Annotated in this window: 14 protein-coding genes; 8 read left to right on the top strand and 6 right to left on the bottom strand. The window is 64.3% G+C overall.

All coding sequences use genetic code 11. The features are described 5' to 3' along the window. The first annotated feature begins 51 nt into the window (after nt 1–51). Together DK366_RS08435 and DK366_RS08440 are read left to right on the top strand one after the other, a co-directional pair. Complete coding sequence (locus DK366_RS08435; protein WP_109125083.1) at nt 52–981, top strand: DMT family transporter; 930 nt, start codon at nt 52–54, stop codon at nt 979–981. A gap of 80 nt (nt 982–1,061) precedes the next feature. Then, a complete protein-coding gene (locus tag DK366_RS08440; RefSeq protein ID WP_109125084.1) occupies nt 1,062–2,171 on the top strand; it encodes a calcium:proton antiporter in 1,110 nt (369 codons plus the stop codon). A 5-nt stretch (nt 2,172–2,176) separates the two neighbouring features. On the opposite strand, the gene DK366_RS08445 is transcribed toward DK366_RS08440, so the two are convergent. Continuing rightward, nucleotides 2,177–3,073 carry a LysR family transcriptional regulator gene (locus DK366_RS08445; protein ID WP_109125085.1) on the bottom strand — a complete coding sequence of 299 codons (897 nt, stop codon included), beginning with the start codon at nt 3,071–3,073 and terminating at the stop codon, nt 2,177–2,179. 166 nt (nt 3,074–3,239) lie between these two features. Here DK366_RS08445 and DK366_RS08450 point away from each other — a divergent pair, with 166 nt between their 5' ends. Further along, entirely contained in the window at nt 3,240–3,881 is a 642-nt protein-coding gene (locus DK366_RS08450; RefSeq protein WP_109125086.1) for an NAD(P)H-binding protein, read from the top strand. 46 nt (nt 3,882–3,927) lie between these two features. Here the strand turns inward: DK366_RS08450 and DK366_RS08455 are convergent, their stop codons facing one another. The 3 genes from DK366_RS08455 to DK366_RS08465 form a co-directional block, all read right to left on the bottom strand. Then, nucleotides 3,928–4,878, bottom strand: a complete 951-nt coding sequence (locus DK366_RS08455; protein ID WP_109125087.1) for a copper resistance protein B — start codon at nt 4,876–4,878, stop codon at nt 3,928–3,930. Then, nucleotides 4,875–6,611: a copper resistance system multicopper oxidase gene (locus tag DK366_RS08460; protein ID WP_109125088.1), complete on the bottom strand. Its 1,737-nt coding sequence runs from the start codon at nt 6,609–6,611 to the stop codon at nt 4,875–4,877. The genes DK366_RS08455 and DK366_RS08460 overlap by 4 nt, the downstream gene beginning before the upstream one ends. An 82-nt stretch (nt 6,612–6,693) precedes the next feature. Beyond that, a complete protein-coding gene (locus DK366_RS08465) occupies nt 6,694–7,044 on the bottom strand; it encodes a hypothetical protein (RefSeq protein ID WP_109125089.1) in 351 nt (116 codons plus the stop codon). Nucleotides 7,045–8,028: 984 nt separating this feature from the next. Between DK366_RS08465 and rlmJ the strand changes: the two genes are divergently transcribed. From rlmJ to DK366_RS08485, 3 genes are all read left to right on the top strand, one after another. Beyond that, nucleotides 8,029–8,910, top strand: coding sequence for a 23S rRNA (adenine(2030)-N(6))-methyltransferase RlmJ (rlmJ, locus tag DK366_RS08475; protein WP_109125091.1), 882 nt, complete (start codon nt 8,029–8,031; stop codon nt 8,908–8,910). An 83-nt stretch (nt 8,911–8,993) separates the two neighbouring features. Further along, the gene (locus tag DK366_RS08480; RefSeq protein ID WP_109125092.1) at nt 8,994–9,509 is read left to right on the top strand and encodes a Slp family lipoprotein; all 516 of its coding nucleotides are present in this window, start codon (nt 8,994–8,996) and stop codon (nt 9,507–9,509) included. Between the two features lie 49 nt (nt 9,510–9,558). Next, nucleotides 9,559–10,467 carry a cation diffusion facilitator family transporter gene (locus DK366_RS08485; protein WP_109125093.1) on the top strand — a complete coding sequence of 303 codons (909 nt, stop codon included), beginning with the start codon at nt 9,559–9,561 and terminating at the stop codon, nt 10,465–10,467. Between the two features lie 95 nt (nt 10,468–10,562). Here the strand turns inward: DK366_RS08485 and DK366_RS08490 are convergent, their stop codons facing one another. After that, on the bottom strand, nt 10,563–10,958 hold the full coding sequence (locus DK366_RS08490; RefSeq protein WP_109125094.1) for a VOC family protein: 396 nt from the start codon (nt 10,956–10,958) through the stop codon (nt 10,563–10,565). A gap of 4 nt (nt 10,959–10,962) precedes the next feature. Further along, entirely contained in the window at nt 10,963–11,343 is a 381-nt protein-coding gene (locus tag DK366_RS08495) for an MmcQ/YjbR family DNA-binding protein (protein ID WP_109125095.1), read from the bottom strand. A gap of 181 nt (nt 11,344–11,524) precedes the next feature. On the opposite strand from DK366_RS08495, the gene DK366_RS08500 reads away from it, so the two are divergent. Then, nucleotides 11,525–12,133 (top strand): GNAT family N-acetyltransferase, encoded by a 609-nt coding sequence (locus DK366_RS08500; protein ID WP_109125096.1) that lies wholly within the window; start codon nt 11,525–11,527, stop codon nt 12,131–12,133. A 224-nt stretch (nt 12,134–12,357) separates the two neighbouring features. Further along, nucleotides 12,358–15,810 (top strand): transcription-repair coupling factor, encoded by a 3,453-nt coding sequence (mfd, locus tag DK366_RS08505; RefSeq protein ID WP_109125097.1) that lies wholly within the window; start codon nt 12,358–12,360, stop codon nt 15,808–15,810. Nucleotides 15,811–16,203 lie beyond the last annotated feature (393 nt).

Raw genomic sequence — 16,203 nt, forward strand, 5'->3', positions numbered from 1 at the left:
GGCGGGGAGCACCGCTAGAATGCGGTGCTTCCCCATTTTCGACGTGCGTGCATGCAACCGGTTACCAAAGCCCGCTGGCAGATCCATTTCTGCGTCCTGCTCTGGGGCTTCACGGCCATCCTCGGCAAGCTGATTACCCTGCCGGCGCTGCAGCTGGTGTGGTGGCGCACGCTGCTGGTCTCCGGCGCGCTGCTGCTCATCCCCAAGGTATGGCGCGGATTGAAGGCGATGCCTGCCAGGCTGCGCTGGGGTTACGCGGGTATCGGCGTGCTGGTGTCGCTGCACTGGCTCACGTTCTACGCCTCGATCAAGCTTGCCAATGCATCGGTGGGTGCGACCTGCATCGCGCTAGGTCCGGTATTCCTGTCGCTGGTGGAACCCTGGATCGCGAAGCGCAAGTTCGATCCGCGCGAATTGCTGATCGGCGTGGCGGTGGTGCCCGGCGTGGCGATGGTGGTGGGTGGCGTGCCCACCGGCATGCGCATGGGCATTGTGGTGGGCGCATTGTCCGCGTTGCTGGTGGCGCTGTTTGGCGCATTCAACAAGCGGCTGGTGGAACATGGCGACCCGCTCACCGTGACCTGCATCGAGCTTGGCACGGGCACGCTGTTCCTGACCTTGCTGGCACCGTTGCTGCCTCATGCTGGACCGGCTTTCGTGCTGCCCAGCCTTCACGATGCAACGCTGCTGCTGTTGCTGTCGTTCGGCTGCACCCTGCTGCCGTTCGCGCTGGCGCTGGTGGCGCTGCGGCACATGAGCGCCTTCGGCACGCAGATGGTGACGAACCTGGAGCCGGTGTACGCCATTGTGCTGGCCATCGTGCTGCTCGGCGAACAACGGCAATTGGACGGCTGGTTCTATGCCGGCGTGGCCGTGATTCTGGCGGCAGTGTTCGTGCACCCACTGCTCTCCCGCAAACAGGCACCGGCGTCCCAGCCGGAACTGCTGGGCACGGCGGAAAGCCACAGTGTGGTTGAATAGGCGCCGTTGTTCGGGAGGGTGAGCCCTCCCCCTTCCTGAGGTAACCGGCGCCTGCCGCCGGTTGGCGCGAGGTGCTTGCGATGTCGTCTGGCGGATTATCCAGGCTTGTCCGGCGCGAATGGTTTCTCGCGGCCAGCGTGGCCACGTCCGTGGCCTTTCTTTTCGCCAGCCCACGCTTGCTCGATGGCCTCGACGGCCCCTTCTGGCTGGCAGTGATCTTCGTGTGGCTGTTCGCCGTGATCCTGGGCTCCGCACTTGCCGTGGTGCGCCATGCGGAGCATCTGGGTGAACAACTGGGCGAACCCTACGGCACGCTGGTGTTGACGCTGTCGATCACGGCCATCGAAGTCATCAGCATCACCGCCATCATGCTGCACGGCGAAAACAACCCCACGCTGGCGCGCGACACGTTGTTCGCCGTTACCATGATCGTGCTCAACGGCATGGTGGGCCTGTCGCTGCTGGCGGGCGGTTGGCGCCATCGCGAACAGCAATACAACCTGCAGGGTGCGAATGCCTATCTCGGCGTGGTGATTCCGTTGGGCATTCTTGCGCTGGTGATGCCCAACTTCGCCGCGCACCGGCAAGCCACGCTCACGTTCGCCCAGGAAGCGTTCCTCGCCGTGACGTGCGCCGGCCTCTACATCGCCTTTCTGGCCTTGCAGACACGCCGACACCGCGCCTATTTCGCTCCCGACGACGATGACGAGACCGCCGCCGTCCTGCATGGCGGCCTGTCGCGCACCCTGTTCCATGCACTGATGCTCGGCGCCTACATGGTGCCGGTGGTGTACCTCGCGGAGAAGCTCGCTCACCCCGTGGATTACGTGGTGGAAACACTGCGCGAGCCTGCCGCGCTTGCGGGCCTGGTGATGGCCGTGCTGGTGGCCACGCCCGAGGGCATCGGCGCGGTAAAGGCTGCACGGGGCAACCACATGCAGCGTTCCGTGAACATTTTTCTCGGCTCGGTGCTGTCCACGATTGGCCTCACCATTCCGGCCATTCTCGTCATCAGCCACTTCACGGCCCACCCCATCGAGCTGGGCCTGCAACATACGGACCTGGTGCTGTTCCTGCTGACGCTCACGGTGAGCCTGGTGACGTTCTCCAGCGGCCACACGAACGTGCTCCAGGGCGCCGTGCACCTGATCCTGTTCATGGCCTACCTGTTCTACATGTTCCAGGGTTGATCGACTCAATCGACTGCGGCGAGCGTTTCGCGCATGTGCTCGATGAAGGCACGCACCTTGGCCGGCGGTTGCTTGCCCGGATACACCGCGTAGATGCCACATGTCAGCAGGCTGTACTGCGCCATCAGCGCGACAAGGCGCCCCTGCCGGATGTCCTCGGTCACCAGGTAGTCGGGCAACACGCTGACGCCGGCGCCGTGGCATACCAGTGCGTGCGCCGCCGTGACGTTGTTCGCCTGCACCACCTGGCGCATGCGCACGGTGCGGCGCGAACCGTCGGGGGCGGTGAACGTCCAGCGCAGCGGTGTCGCGAGCAGCGCCAGCGCCACCCAGTCGTGCGAAGCGAGGTCGGTTATCAGGCGCGGTGAACCGCTGCGTGAGAGGTATGCGGGCGACGCCACCATCAACTGGCGGAACGATCCCAGGCGCATGGAACGCAGGTTCGAGTCGCGCAACAATCCCATGCGAACGGCAAGGTCGAAGCGCTCGGCGATCAGGTCGCTCATGTGATCGTCGAGCACAAGATCCGCCTGCATGTCCGGATGCGCGCGAAGAAACGCCGCCAGCGCGGGCGCCACCACCGCCGTGCCGTAATCGCTGGTGGCCGTGAGCCGCAACGTGCCGCTGGGCTTTTCCTGCGCACGCCCCACCAGCGCGATGGCGTCTTCGGCCTCGGCCAGGATGCGCACGCAGGCGGCATGAAACGCCGCTCCCGCTTCGGTCAACGCCATGCGTCGCGTGCTGCGGGAAAGCAGCGTTACGCCCAGTTCGCCTTCCAGTCGTGCGATGTGCTGGCTCACCATCGCCTTGGTCATGCCCAGTACTTCGGCCGCCGCAGTGAACGAACCTGCGCGTACCAGGGCCACGAATACCGATAAGCGATTGAGATTGACGTCGGCCAATAGCTTTTCCTCACTGTCAATTCAAACTTTACAGTGATTTCCCTTTTGATGCGTTTATCCGTATCAGCGGCGGGCGCATCATCAGCCCCGTTCCCCGCTGGCGATTCTTTCACGCGCTGCGCGTCATCGTCCGTGGCACTCCCCTTCCCCCTGGAGACAATCGTCCATGAAGATCGCCTTGTTCGGCGCCACCGGCCATGTCGGCCACGCCATTCTTGAAGAAGCCCTTGCGCGCGGCGCGGATGTGACCGCCATTGTTCGTGACCCCGCGCGACTGGCCAACCAGGATGCGCGCGTTACCGTCGTTACCGGCGACCTTGCCAAGCCGGACACGTGGCTGGACGCCGTGCGCGGCGCCGATGTGGCGGTGGTGAGCATTTCCGCCCGACGCGACGGTTCCAACGACGCCGTGCCGACCCTGGCCGCCACCACGCTGGACTATTTGCCCAAGGCGGGCGTGAAGCGCCTGGTCTGGGTGGGCGGCGCGGGTTCGCTGGAAACATCGCCCGGCGTGCGCGTGGTGGACGATCCGCACTTTCCCGACGCTTGGAAAGCCGAAGCGCTGGGCCAGGCAAAGGCACTTGAGGTATTCCGCCACAGCAAGAGCGACGTCGACTGGACGTACATCAGCCCGGCCGCGTTGCTCGAAGACGGCCCGCGCACCGGCACGTATCGCGTGGGCAGCGACCAATTGCTGGTGGGCGCCAACGGCAAGAGCCAGATCAGCATTCCCGACTATGCGATGGCCTTGTTCGATCGCATCGAGAAGAACGACGCGCGCCGCCAGCGCATTACCGTCGCTTACTGATCAACGCGGCGCCCTGTGCCCGACGGTGCCGGGCACAGGGCGTTCGTCAGAGCCAGATCCTAACGCCAGCGACCCACGTCGTTTCCCGCGCATGCCACACCGGCATGCCGGGAACATCGCTGGCGTTACCGAAGCGACGCATCCAATCCACGCCCACATACGGCGCAAGCTTGCGACTGAATTCGTAGCGCAAGCGCAGGCCGGCCTGCACATCCGACAGGCCCGATGAGACGCCTCGCTGCGGATCGTCCTTGCCATAGACGTTGAGTTCGATCTGCGGCGTCAGGATCAACCGCTGCGTGAATCGCATGTCATAGCTCGTTTCCAGACGCAGCGCCGTACGGCCTTCTTCGCCGACATAAAAAGTGGCCTGCGTCTCGAACCAGCACGGCGCCAGGCCTTCCACGCCAGCCGCCAGCCACTGTCGATTCGGACCCCGCCCGAAATCCTGCCGCACACCGAGCTGCCCGTCCCAGAAGCTGCTCCACGCGTGGCTCCAAAGCAGTTCCAGACGGCCATCTTCCGTGCCATCGCTGGTGCGTTCGCCCTCGGTCTTCAGCCATACGCGATCGATGGGGTTGCCGTACCAGCCTTCGGCTTCCCAGCTTATCGCGTAGTCGCCACCGGTACTTCGACTGCGTTCAAGGCGATCGAGCATGAACATGCCCAGCGATGCGTTGTCGTCCATCTGCATCATTGCGTTCATCTGCGACGGCGTCATGTCGTGCGGCGTGTACTGCGGCGCAGGCGGCGGCACATGATCGTTGGGCGGCAACGGCGGGGCATCCATCGATGCCATATCGTGGTTCGCGTGATCCATGGGCATGGGCATGGGCATGGGCGCCGAGGGTGGCGGCGCATCGTGCGCGTGGTCATGATCCTGCGGTGAAGGCATGGTCATGCCGGGCATGTCCTGCATGTCCATGCTCTGCGCCAGCAGCGGCAAAGGCAGCGAAGCGGACATGGCTGCGATGGCGAAGGCAAGCGCGTTCTTCATGCCACCACCACTTCGCGGAACATGCCCGCTTCCATGTGATAGAGCAGATGGCAGTGGTAAGCCCAGCGTCCCGGCGCATCCGCATTCACACGATACGCCAGGCGTTGCGCGGGCTGCACCATCACCGTGTGCTTGCGCACCTGGAACGCACCATCCGGCGATTCGAGCTCGCTCCACATGCCGTGCAGGTGGATGGGGTGGATCATCATGGTGTCGTTCACCAGCACGATGCGCACGCGTTCCCCGTGCCGCAATCGCAACGGCTCCGCTTTTGAATAGCGCGTACCGTCAAACGACCACAGATACCGTTCCATGTTGCCCGTGAGCCGCAATGTCAGCTCGCGGTCGACGTCCGCGGAAATGGGCGCGGTGTCGGTGTGCAAGTCACCGTAGGTGAGTACGCGGCGCCCGTTGTCGCGCAGGCCCACGCCGGGATCGTCGAGGTTGCTGCGTGGTGTTGGCACGCGCATGTCCACTTCGGGGCTGGTGTTCAACGGCGCTGAAGGAGCCGCCTCATGCGTCATGGACATGCCGGCCACGCCAGGCATCGCCATCATGTCCATGCTGGCCATATCGTGCGATGCATGGCCGTGATCCATCGCACCCATCATGTCGCCCATGCTCAGCAAGGGGCGCCGATCAAGCGCGGGAACATCAGCCACCATGCCCGCGCGCGGCGCCAGCGTGGCGCGGGCAAAACCCGTGCGATCCATGCTCTGCGCGAAAATGGTCCACGCACGATCCGCCGACGGCTGCACGATCACGTCATAGGTTTCCGCCGTGCCGATGCGAAACTCGTCCACCGTCACCGGTTCGATGGCCTGCCCGTCGGCAGCTACCACGGTCATCTTCAAGCCCGGGATGCGCACGTCGAAGAGCGTCATCGACGAGCCGTTGATGAAACGCAGGCGTACCTTCTCCCCGGCACTGAACAGCCCCGTCCAATTGCCGGCTGGCGTACAGCCATTCACCAGATAGGTATAGGCAACGGCGGACACATCGGCCAGATCCGTAGGGTCCATGCGCATCTGATTCCACATGCGCCGATCCGCGAGGGCTTTCGAAACGCCATCGTCGCCAGCATCGTGCAGGAAGTCGCCCACGGTGCGCTTGCCGACGTTGTAGTACCCGCTCTGCTTTTTCAGATTGGCGTAGATGGTTTCCGGATCCAGGTCGGTCCAGTCATTGAGCATCACTACGTAATCGCGGTCTGCGTGCTGGCGTTCGCCGTCGCGTGGTTCGATCACGATGGGACCGTAGAGTCCTGTTTGCTCCTGGAAACGCGAATGGCTGTGATACCAGTACGTACCCGACTGGTTAACGGTGAACCGGTAGGTGTATTCGCCGCCGGCCGGAATGCCATCGAAGCTCAGGCCAGGGACGCCATCCATGTCCGCCGGCAACACCATGCCGTGCCAATGGATGGAGCTGGCCACGTTGAGCCGATTGCGCACGCGCAGCGTCACGGTATCGCCCTGCCGCCAACGCAGCAGCGGCGCCGGCAACTGGCCGTTCACCACCGTGGCGATGCGCTTGCGACCGGTGAAGTCGACAGGCAGCTCACCGATCTCCAACTCGAAACGTTGGCCATTCAACTCGGCGCGTGGTGTCACCACCTGCGCAAACGCATTACCCCGCCAAAGGCCAAGCCCTGCCGCCACGCCACCCAACGCCAACCCTTGTACGAAACGCCGACGCGGCAGCTGAAAGCCGCGCGGTTCCTGCTTATCCATTGCCCTGCTCCGTCATGCTCGCCTGTCACGCAGGCGCATCAAACCGACCGGCTTGTGCCGGCCTGCGACCTTCAACGGAGAGTCAGGCGACCGGCGGCCGCAAAGGCGGTTCGTACACCGGCTGCGGCGCCGCTTCACGCCGTGCCTGGGCCAGCGAGTTATTGGCCTGCACGTGAAGCACGTGCGGCACCAGGGAATCGGGCACGCTGGCCGGCGCGTGGGTACAGCAACTGTCTGCCGCCGCGCTGGATGCATGTGTCGCGCCGTGATCGGTCGACACGTGCTGCATGGCCGCCACGCTCATGTCCGACGGACAGCAATCGTCATGCCGCGGCATGGCCCACGCCACACTGGAAAGCGTCAGCCATGCGCACAGCGCCAGCACCAACAAGGTGCGGCAGCGGCGTAGATGGCGGAACAGGTGACGGGGCATGCCGGGAGCATAGCGATGTGGGGGTTGGGGGCTCAACTCTGGAGGTGGGTCCTTGGGGGTTTGGAGATAAGCCCGGACGGTTGAGGAGCGTTTGCATCCTCCGCCGAGAGACAGCGGGTGCCTGATGACGCGTCGCGTCGCAGCAAAGCGAAGAGGATTTGGAGCGGCAAGCCACTGCGCTTTGCTCTTGCCTGCAAGAGATCGACACGTGGGTGTGAGTGATGGATCGCACGTGGGTGTCAGTGATGGATCGAAGGCCATCCTCCGGTCTTGCGATCCCTTGTAGGAGCGCACTTGTGCGCGACCGTCGCCTGAATGTCACCGTGTCGCCGGGTTGTCGCGCACAAGTGCGCTCCTACAGAAGATCGAAAACAGACGCTGTCCCACCCAAGAAGAAGCCACCACGCGTGCAACGCTTCGCGACGCGATGTGCAGCGCAGCGGCACGAGCCGTCCGCTCCGCTCTTGATCTTGGGCTTCCTGTGCGGCGGTGAGGGGTGGACGAGCAGGCCCCGCAGGGGTGCCTGACATGGATGTCAGGCACTTTTCGCCCGGGCAGGAGCCCGGTCGAAAAGCCCGGCCGCCCCTCACGGACTGGCTGGGCTGCAAGCCCAGACAGCGCCAAGTGGGGGTGCCTTTTCTTTTGGTTACTTTTCTTTGGGCACGCAAAGAAAAGTGACCCGGCGATCGGCAGATCGGCGGAAGCCCGCGGCAGGCGGCTAGGGTACGGAGAGTCCGCAAACGAGCAAAAGCGCAAAGTCACTGGATGACCGGCCCTTCGGCCGTTGAAAAGCGCCTCCCGCCTTCGCGGGAATGACGGTGAGAGATAAGGACATCATCGCCAGGATGGCGGTGATGGATAGACACGTTCCCGCGAGCACCCACCCCTCACCCCAACCCTCTCCCCAAAGGGGAGAGGGAGCCAAAGCCGGCTCCGTGTGCGCCACACCCTATAATGACCCACCCTCCGGCGCCCCCAATCCCCATGAACTACCGCCACGCCTACCACGCCGGCAACTTCGCCGATGTCCTCAAGCACACCGTCCTGCTCGCCCTCGTTGAAGCGATGCAGGCCAAGCCCACGCCGTTCGCTTTTGTCGACACCCACGCCGGCAGCGGTTGCTACGCGTTGGACAGTAAGGAGGCGGGCAAGACGGGGGAGTACAAGGACGGCATCTCGCGCCTGCTTTTCCCCGATCTCCACGCCGCCGACGGCAAGCACCACACGCTGCCGCCGCTGCTGCGCCGCTGGCTCGATGCCATCCTGCGGCTTCCCGGCAACGAGCATGGGCTCAAGCTTTACCCCGGTTCGCCGCTGCTGGTCGCCAGTGCCATGCGCGATATCGACAGCGCGCAGCTGTGCGAGCTGCACCCGGAAGAAGCCTCGCGCCTGCGTGAGTTGTTCCATCACGACCATCGTGTCCATGTGCATCACCGCAATGGTTACGAAGCACTCAATGCCTTGTTGCCGCCGAAGGAAAAGCGAGGACTGGTGTTGATCGATCCGCCGTATGAAGCACAGGACTCCGAATACCGCATCATCGAAAAGGCACTCAAGGCAGCTCTCCAGCGCTGGCCCACGGGCGTCTACGCGGTGTGGTATCCGATCAAGCTGCGCAGCCAGGTGCAGCCGTTTCATCGCTGGTTGCAGAACTGCGGCTCGCGTCGCGTGCTGCGCGCCGAGTTGCTGGTGCACCCGGACGACTCGCCGCTGCGCCTCAATGGGTCGGGCATGGTCATCCTCAATGCACCGTGGAAGCTCGACGAGGCCCTGCGCGATTCGCTCCGCGTGATGGCGCCCATGCTGTCGCAGGAGCGTCCGGCGCAATGGCGGCTGGACTGGCTGGTCGAAGACAGCGCCAGCTGAACGCTCAGCCCGGTTTGTACGGGCCGTATACCTTCCGCCCGGCGAGCCCGTTAAGCTCGAATCAAACCCAGCGGGATACGGCCATGAACCACGTCACCAGCACACTTATGCGCAGTGCCATCGCCAGCGGCCTGCTGGCCCTTGCCGGCTGCGCGCCCGCGCCGATCTACAAGCCGGCGACGACCACCGTCGCCACGGCGCCGAACATCGTGGCGCAGTCGCCCAACCAGTTCACCAATGCGGATGTGATCTGGGGCGGACGCGTGGTGGAAGTGCGCAACCTCGCCGACCGCAGCGAGGTGGAGATCGTGGGCTATCCGCTCGACAGCTCGCAGCGTCCCAAGCTGGACAACAACGGCGGCTGGGGTCGCTTCATCGCCGTCATGCCTGGCTATGTGGAGTCGTTCAATTATCCGACCGGCGCGCTGGTCACATTGACCGGCCGCATCACCGGCGTGCGCAATGGCAACGTGGGCGAAGCCAGCTACGTGTTCCCGCTGGTGGGCGTGGCGCAGTCGCACGTATGGACGGCCGACGAAATGACCGCCGGCAAGTCGAACGTGAGCTTCGGCATTGGCGTGGGCGGCGTCATACGCTGACGACGAATGGCCGGCTAAACTGCCGGCCTTCGTCGAAAGGAAGGGATCGATGTCCGGCCAGGCCAACTCACTCAAGGCGATCCTGCTCGCGCTTGGCGCCAACTTCGCCATTTTCCTGAGCAAGCTGGTCGCGGCATTGATTACCGGCTCCGGCGCCATGCTGGCCGAAGCCGTGCATTCCCTGGCCGATTGTGGCAACCAGGGCCTGTTGCTGCTGGGCATGCGGCAGGCGGATCGACCACCGTCCGACGAATACCCGCTGGGCTGGGGGCGCGCGCTGTATTTCTGGTCGTTCCTGGTGGCCATGCTGCTGTTCAGTGTGGGCGGCATGTTTTCGATTTACGAAGGCATCCACAAGCTCAGCCATCCGGAACCGTTGAAGTGGCCGTGGCTGGCGATCGGCGTGCTGGGCTTCGGCGTGGTAGCCGAATCCATTTCCATGCACGGCTGCCTGAAGGAAGTGAACAAGGCACGCGGCGACCGCAGCCTGTGGCGCTGGTTTCATGAAACGCGTTCAAGCGAGTTGCTGGTGATCTTTGGCGAAGACCTCGCCGCCCTGCTCGGCCTCGCCATCGCACTGATCGCCGTGCTCGCCACCATGATCACTGGCAACCTGCTTTACGACGCCGTGGGCACCATTGGTATCGGCGTGCTGCTGGTGATCGTGGCGGTGGCGGTGGCCAGCGAGGTGAAGGATCTGCTGATCGGCCAGGGCGTGGAACCCAAGCGCCGCGAGGAACTGGTGGATTTTATCAACGCCCGCCCGGAAGTGGACGTGGTGCTCAACGTCATCACGTTGCAGATGGGTCCGGACGTGATGGTGGCGGTGAAGGCTCGCATGTCACCTGCGCCCGATCAAACCGCGCTGGTGCAGGCCATCAACAGCGTCGAGCGGGCCATGAAGGCGCAGTTCCCGGATATCCGCTGGAGCTTCTTCGAGCCGGACATCACTGACTGACGCGAAGAACTCTTGTGGGAGCGCACCTTCTGCGCGACTGCGGCGCTTCGCGAATCCGTCGCGCACAGGGTGCGCTCCCACATGAAGGGACGGAATCAGCCCGTCTTCAACTGCAGCAGATCCCACTTGTTGCCATACAGGTCCTGGAACACCACCACGGTGCCGTACGCCTCTTCGCGTGGCGTTTCGCAGAAGGTGGCGCCAGCGGCTTCCATGCGGCGGTAATCGCGCCAGAAATCGTCGGTGTGCAGCAACAGGAAGACACGACCGCCGGTCTGGTCGCCCACGCGCGCGGACTGCGATGGCGACGTTGCCTTGGCCAGCAGCAAACGCGTCTGCGGCGCGCCCGGCGGAGCCACGACCACCCAGCGCTTGCCGCCGCCCATGTCGGTGTCTTCCGCCAGCGTGAAGCCAAGCACGCGGGTGTACCAGTCGATGGCTTCGTCGTAGTCGGCCACGACGAGGGCAATGCTGCCGATGTACTGCTTCACGGTTTTATTCCTTGGAGAGCGGCCATTCGCCCAGTTCGGCCTGCAGCTTCCTGGTGAGCTTGGCGCGGACGAGCCCGTAGGAGGTGCGGATGTGCTCGTACAGCTCTTTCGTTGCAAACCGCTGCGGCTCCACCACGGAGACCCAGCGCGACCGGGCGAGATAAGGGGACGCGATGATACCGGGTTGGTCGGTGAGCTCCAGGAAGCGGTCGTCTTCGACCTTGAAGGCGATGCGGCCACCGTTCTCGGGCATTACCGCGAACATCTTGCCGCCTACGCTGAAGACCAGGTCGGCGCCCCATTTGATGTCACGCGTGACGCCGGGCCAGTTCCCGCACAACGCCTCGACCTGCCCGGGGGTGATGCCTTTGGACGCAGCAGCCATGGATTTCACTCTCCTTGAACGCGGCCTCGCGCGTGCTGGCGCATTCTGCCTTGTAGAGGGTCGTCGCAAGAGAAACGGTCGACGATCAGGGCAATGCGGTGCGACATATGACCGCTGAAAACCTTTATGCACAGGCCATTCCGTTCATGTTGCAGTGCACACAATACGGTAAAGTACGGCCATGACCGCTGCCATCGACTACTCCAACAGCCGCGCCCTGGTGCCCGCTCGCAGCACCGAGCGCTTCACCCGCCCCCGCCTGGTGGAAGTGCCTCGCGCCCCCAAGGGTGAGCGCGTACAGGCCCACGATGGCCGCGAGCTTTTCCTGCGCAGCATCGAGCCGGGTGACGTGGCCGCACTCAAGCGCCAGTTTTCCCGCCTGTCGCCGGAAGATATTCGCCGCCGCTTCCTCCACTCCATGTCCGAGCTGCCCGATTCGATGGCGCAGCGCCTGACCCACATCGATCCCGAAGTGGAAACGGCGTTCGTGCTCATGGACGAAACGGTGCGCCCGGCGGAGATGCGCGGCGTGGGTCGCATCTTTGTGGACCTGGCCGCCAACAATGCGGAATTCTCCGTACTGGTGGAACATGCCTGGGCTCGCCAGGGTCTTGGCGCACTGCTCATGCAGCGCCTGGTCGACGACTGCCGCCGCCGCGGCCTCAGTGAAATCTGGGGTTACGTGCTGCTGGAAAACCGTCCCATGCTCCAGCTGTGCAAGGACCTGGGCTTCGTGCGCCGCCTGACGCCGGATGAGCCGGGCACCACGCAGATCTCCCTGCAGCTCTGAAGCATCGCCTGCCCTCCTGTAGGAGCGCACTTGTGCGCGACCGCTGGTCCACATTGCCCCGGTCGCCCACAAACACGCTGCCCGCCGCTGAGGCACTTGTCGCACACCGGGTGCGCTCCCACATCTGAAACGCTGCACCCCGCCCCGGCCTGTCCGGGGCGGTCGCGTTACACTTGCCCGCTTTCCTGGCGTGGTCCCCCGCCGCGCCCCCGCCTTGGGTTCGCATGACCAATCCGATTCCGCACCCCGCCCTTCCCCCCACGCCCAAGCAGCGCCGTTTCTGGACGTCGCCGCACGGTTCCTCGCGCGCCCTGCTGGTCGCCGCAGCCGCGCGCACGCATCAGGGCCTGCTGGTAGCCGTCACGCGCGACACGCAGCGTGCCAGTGCACTGGAAGACGAACTGCGCGTATTCGCGGGCAACCTGCCGGTGCTGCACTTCCCCGATTGGGAAACGTTGCCGTACGACGTATTCAGCCCGCACCCGGACATCGTTTCGCAGCGCATCGCCACGCTTTACCAGTTGCCCAACGTGCAGCGCGGCGTGCTGGTAGTGCCGATGGCCACGTTGATGCAGCGCATTGCACCGCGCAGCCATATCACCGGCGCGGGGCTGGTGGTGAGGAAGAAGCAGAAGCTCGATCTTGCCGCCGAGCAGCGGCGCCTGGAAGCTGCGGGCTATCGCAACGTGCCGCAGGTGGGCGAGCCCGGCGACTTTGCCGTTCGTGGTGCGCTGATCGACATCTTCCCGATGGGCTCGGCCGAGCCGTTCCGCATCGAGTTGTTCGACGACGAAGTGGAATCCATCCGCAGCTTCGATCCGGAAACGCAGCGCTCCAACCAGCAGGTGGAACACATCGAGCTGCTGCCCGCGCGCGAATTCCCGCTGACCGAGAACGCCGCCAAGGATTTCCGCACGCGCCTGCGCGAACGCTTCCCCATCGATGTGCGCCGCTGCCCGCTCTATCAGGACATGAAGGAAGGCGTGACGCCCGGCGGCATCGAGTATTACCTGCCGCTGTTTTTCGAGCAGACAGCCACGCTGTTCGATTACGTGGCCGACAACGCCGTGTTCCTGCTGGGCGAAGGTGCGCTGGAATCGGCCGAGCAGTTCTGGACGCAGACGGGCGAGCGCTACGACCAGCGCGCCCACGACATCGAACGACCGGTGCTGCCGCCAGCCGAGTTGTATCTGCCGCCGGAACTGCTGCGCGAACAGCTCAACAAGCGCCTGCGCGTGGAACTGGTCGACAGCAGCCACGAACATGCGTTGCCCATCGGCACGCAACCCGCGCCGGAGCTGCCGCTCAATCGCAAGGGCGAGGAACCCGGCACATCGCTGCGCCATTTCCTGTCGAACTATCCGGGGCGTGTGCTGATCGCCGCCGATTCGGCAGGTCGCCGCGAGGCCTTGATCGAACAACTCGCCAGTGCCGGCCTCAAGCCGGACACCATCGATGGCTGGCAGGCTTTCCTCAGCAACGAGAACCAACGACTCGCCATCACCATCGCAGCGCTTGAACAAGGCTTCGCGCTGAACAAGCCGGCGCTTACCGTGCTGACCGAACGCGAACTCTTCGGCGAACGCGTGCGCACGGAACGCAAGCGTCGTCGTGGCGCGGCGCGCGATCCGGAAAGCATCATCCGCGATCTCACCGAGCTCACCATCGGTGCACCCATCGTGCACGTTGATCACGGCGTAGGCCGTTACCAGGGCCTGGTGTCGATGGAACTGGGCGGCATGGACGGCGAGTTCCTCATCATCGAATACGCCAAGGGCGACAAGCTCTACGTGCCCGTGGCGCAGCTCGGTCTGGTCAGTCGCTACACCGGTACCTCGCCCGATCTCGCGCCGTTGCATTCGCTCGGTGGCGATGCGTGGGAACGTGCGCGTCGCAAGGCCGCGGAAAAGGTGCGCGACGTGGCGGCCGAATTGCTCGGCATCTACGCACAGCGCGAAGCACGCGGCGGCGAGTCGATGCCGATCGATCGCCAGATGGTGGAAGAATTCGGCGGCAGTTTTCCGTTCGAGGAAACACCCGACCAGGAACAGGCCATCGATTCGGTGCTGAAGGACCTGGCCGCGCCACGCGCGATGGATCGCGTGATCTGCGGCGACGTGGGGTTCGGCAAGACGGAAGTCGCACTGCGCGCGGCATTCGCCGCCGCCACGGCCGGCCGCCAGGTCGCCGTGCTGGTGCCCACCACCCTGCTCGCCCAGCAGCACTACCGCAATTTCGCCGACCGCTTCGCCGACTGGCCGGTGAAGGTGGATGTGCTGTCTCGCTTCAAGTCATCCAAGGAAGTGAACGACGCGCTCAAGCGCCTGGGCGAAGGCCAGATCGACGTGATCGTGGGCACGCACAAACTGCTCGCGCCGGAGATCAAGTTCAAGAATCTCGGTTTGGTCATCGTGGACGAGGAACAGCGTTTCGGCGTGCGCCAGAAGGAACAGCTGAAAAAGCTGCGCGCGGAAGTGGATCTGCTCACCATGACGGCCACGCCGATCCCGCGCACGCTCAACATGGCGATGAGCGGCCTGCGCGATCTCTCGTTGATCGCCACGCCGCCGGCACACCGTATGGCGGTGCGTACGTTCATTGCGCAGTGGGAGCCGGCGCTGATCCGCGAGGCCTTCCAGCGCGAGCTGGCGCGCGGTGGCCAGGTCTACTTCCTGCACAACGAAGTGGACACCATTGAACGCGCGGCGCGCGAGCTGGAGGAACTGATCCCCGAGGCGCGCATCGGCATCGCGCATGGTCAGATGGCCGAGCGCGACCTGGAACGCGTGATGGCGGATTTCCATCGCCAGCGCTTCAACGTGCTGGTGTGCACCACCATCATCGAAACCGGCATCGACATCCCCACCGCCAACACCATCATCATCAACCGCGCAGACCGCTTCGGCCTGGCGCAGTTGCACCAGTTGCGCGGCCGCGTGGGGCGTTCGCATCACCGTGCCTACGCCTATCTTGTCGTGCCGGACCGCAAGGCCATGACCGCCGATGCGGAAAAGCGCCTCGAAGCCATCGCGTCGCTGGAAGAACTGGGCGCCGGCTTTACGCTGGCCACGCACGATCTGGAAATCCGCGGCGCCGGCGAATTGCTGGGTGACGAGCAATCCGGCCAGATCCAGGAAATCGGCTTCGGCCTTTACACGGAACTGCTGGAACGCGCCGTGCGCGCATTGAAATCCGGCAAGGTGCCGGATTTCGACCTCAGCAGCGAACACGAGACCGAAGTTGAGCTGCATCTGCCATCGCTGATTCCCGACGACTACCTGCCCGACGTACACACGCGCCTGACGCTGTACAAGCGCATCGCCAGCGCACGCAACGACGAGCACCTGCGCGACCTGCAAGTGGAGATGATCGACCGCTTCGGCCTGTTGCCGGATGCCGCCAAACAGCTGTTCGCCGTGGCGCAGCTCAAACTGATGGCGACGCCGCTGGGTATCCGCAAACTGGATTTCGGCGCCAACGGCGGCCGCATCACTTTCCGCGACAAACCGGAAGTGGACCCGATGGCGATCATTCGCCTCATCCAGGGCCAGCCGCGTGTGTACAAGCTGGATGGACAGGACAAGCTCAAGGTGAATCTGGAATTGCCGGGTGCCTCGGAGCGCATCCGTGCGGCGCAGGAAGTATTGGCGCAGTTGGGTGCAAAACGCCCGGCGTAACTCCGTTACTCCCTCTCCCCTCTGGGGAGAGGGCTGGGGTGAGGGGCGGGTGCGTGAGAAAGCACGGCTAACCCAGGAGTTGCTCTGCTCTTTGAGCTCCAAAAGAAGCAAAGACACTGGATGACCGGGCCTTCGGCCGTGGAAAACGCCTCCTGCCTTCGCAGGGATGACGGTGAGGGGAACATACGTCGGCGCGAGCTTGGCTTTGCCTTTGCCTTTGCCTTTGGCTTTGCCTTTGCCTTTGCTTTTGGCTTTGGCTTTGGCTTTGGTTTTAGCTCTTGGCCTTTGTCCCTTGGGATCCCCGTATGACAGCGGCGGGGGGGGTTAAGTGGTTTTGTTGAGGGGGGGGAGGCCGGTGAGGCCCCCCCCCGACCCCGCCCCGGGCCGGGTGGG

Origin of the sequence: Dyella sp. C11, from assembly GCF_003121485.1 — a bacterium.
Classification (GTDB): domain Bacteria; phylum Pseudomonadota; class Gammaproteobacteria; order Xanthomonadales; family Rhodanobacteraceae; genus Dyella.

What these genes read in the sequence shown, in the direction of transcription:
- DK366_RS08435 (WP_109125083.1), top strand. Translation starts at nt 52, where the DNA reads ATGCAACCGGTTACCAAAGCCCGCTGGCAGATCCATTTCTGCGTCCTG.
- DK366_RS08440 (WP_109125084.1), top strand. Translation starts at nt 1,062, where the DNA reads ATGTCGTCTGGCGGATTATCCAGGCTTGTCCGGCGCGAATGGTTTCTC.
- DK366_RS08450 (WP_109125086.1), top strand. Translation starts at nt 3,240, where the DNA reads ATGAAGATCGCCTTGTTCGGCGCCACCGGCCATGTCGGCCACGCCATT.
- DK366_RS08455 (WP_109125087.1), bottom strand. Translation starts at nt 4,878, where the DNA reads ATGAAGAACGCGCTTGCCTTCGCCATCGCAGCCATGTCCGCTTCGCTG.
- DK366_RS08460 (WP_109125088.1), bottom strand. Translation starts at nt 6,611, where the DNA reads ATGGATAAGCAGGAACCGCGCGGCTTTCAGCTGCCGCGTCGGCGTTTC.
- DK366_RS08465 (WP_109125089.1), bottom strand. Translation starts at nt 7,044, where the DNA reads ATGCCCCGTCACCTGTTCCGCCATCTACGCCGCTGCCGCACCTTGTTG.
- rlmJ (WP_109125091.1), top strand. Translation starts at nt 8,029, where the DNA reads ATGAACTACCGCCACGCCTACCACGCCGGCAACTTCGCCGATGTCCTC.
- DK366_RS08480 (WP_109125092.1), top strand. Translation starts at nt 8,994, where the DNA reads ATGAACCACGTCACCAGCACACTTATGCGCAGTGCCATCGCCAGCGGC.
- DK366_RS08485 (WP_109125093.1), top strand. Translation starts at nt 9,559, where the DNA reads ATGTCCGGCCAGGCCAACTCACTCAAGGCGATCCTGCTCGCGCTTGGC.
- DK366_RS08495 (WP_109125095.1), bottom strand. Translation starts at nt 11,343, where the DNA reads ATGGCTGCTGCGTCCAAAGGCATCACCCCCGGGCAGGTCGAGGCGTTG.
- DK366_RS08500 (WP_109125096.1), top strand. Translation starts at nt 11,525, where the DNA reads ATGACCGCTGCCATCGACTACTCCAACAGCCGCGCCCTGGTGCCCGCT.
- mfd (WP_109125097.1), top strand. Translation starts at nt 12,358, where the DNA reads ATGACCAATCCGATTCCGCACCCCGCCCTTCCCCCCACGCCCAAGCAG.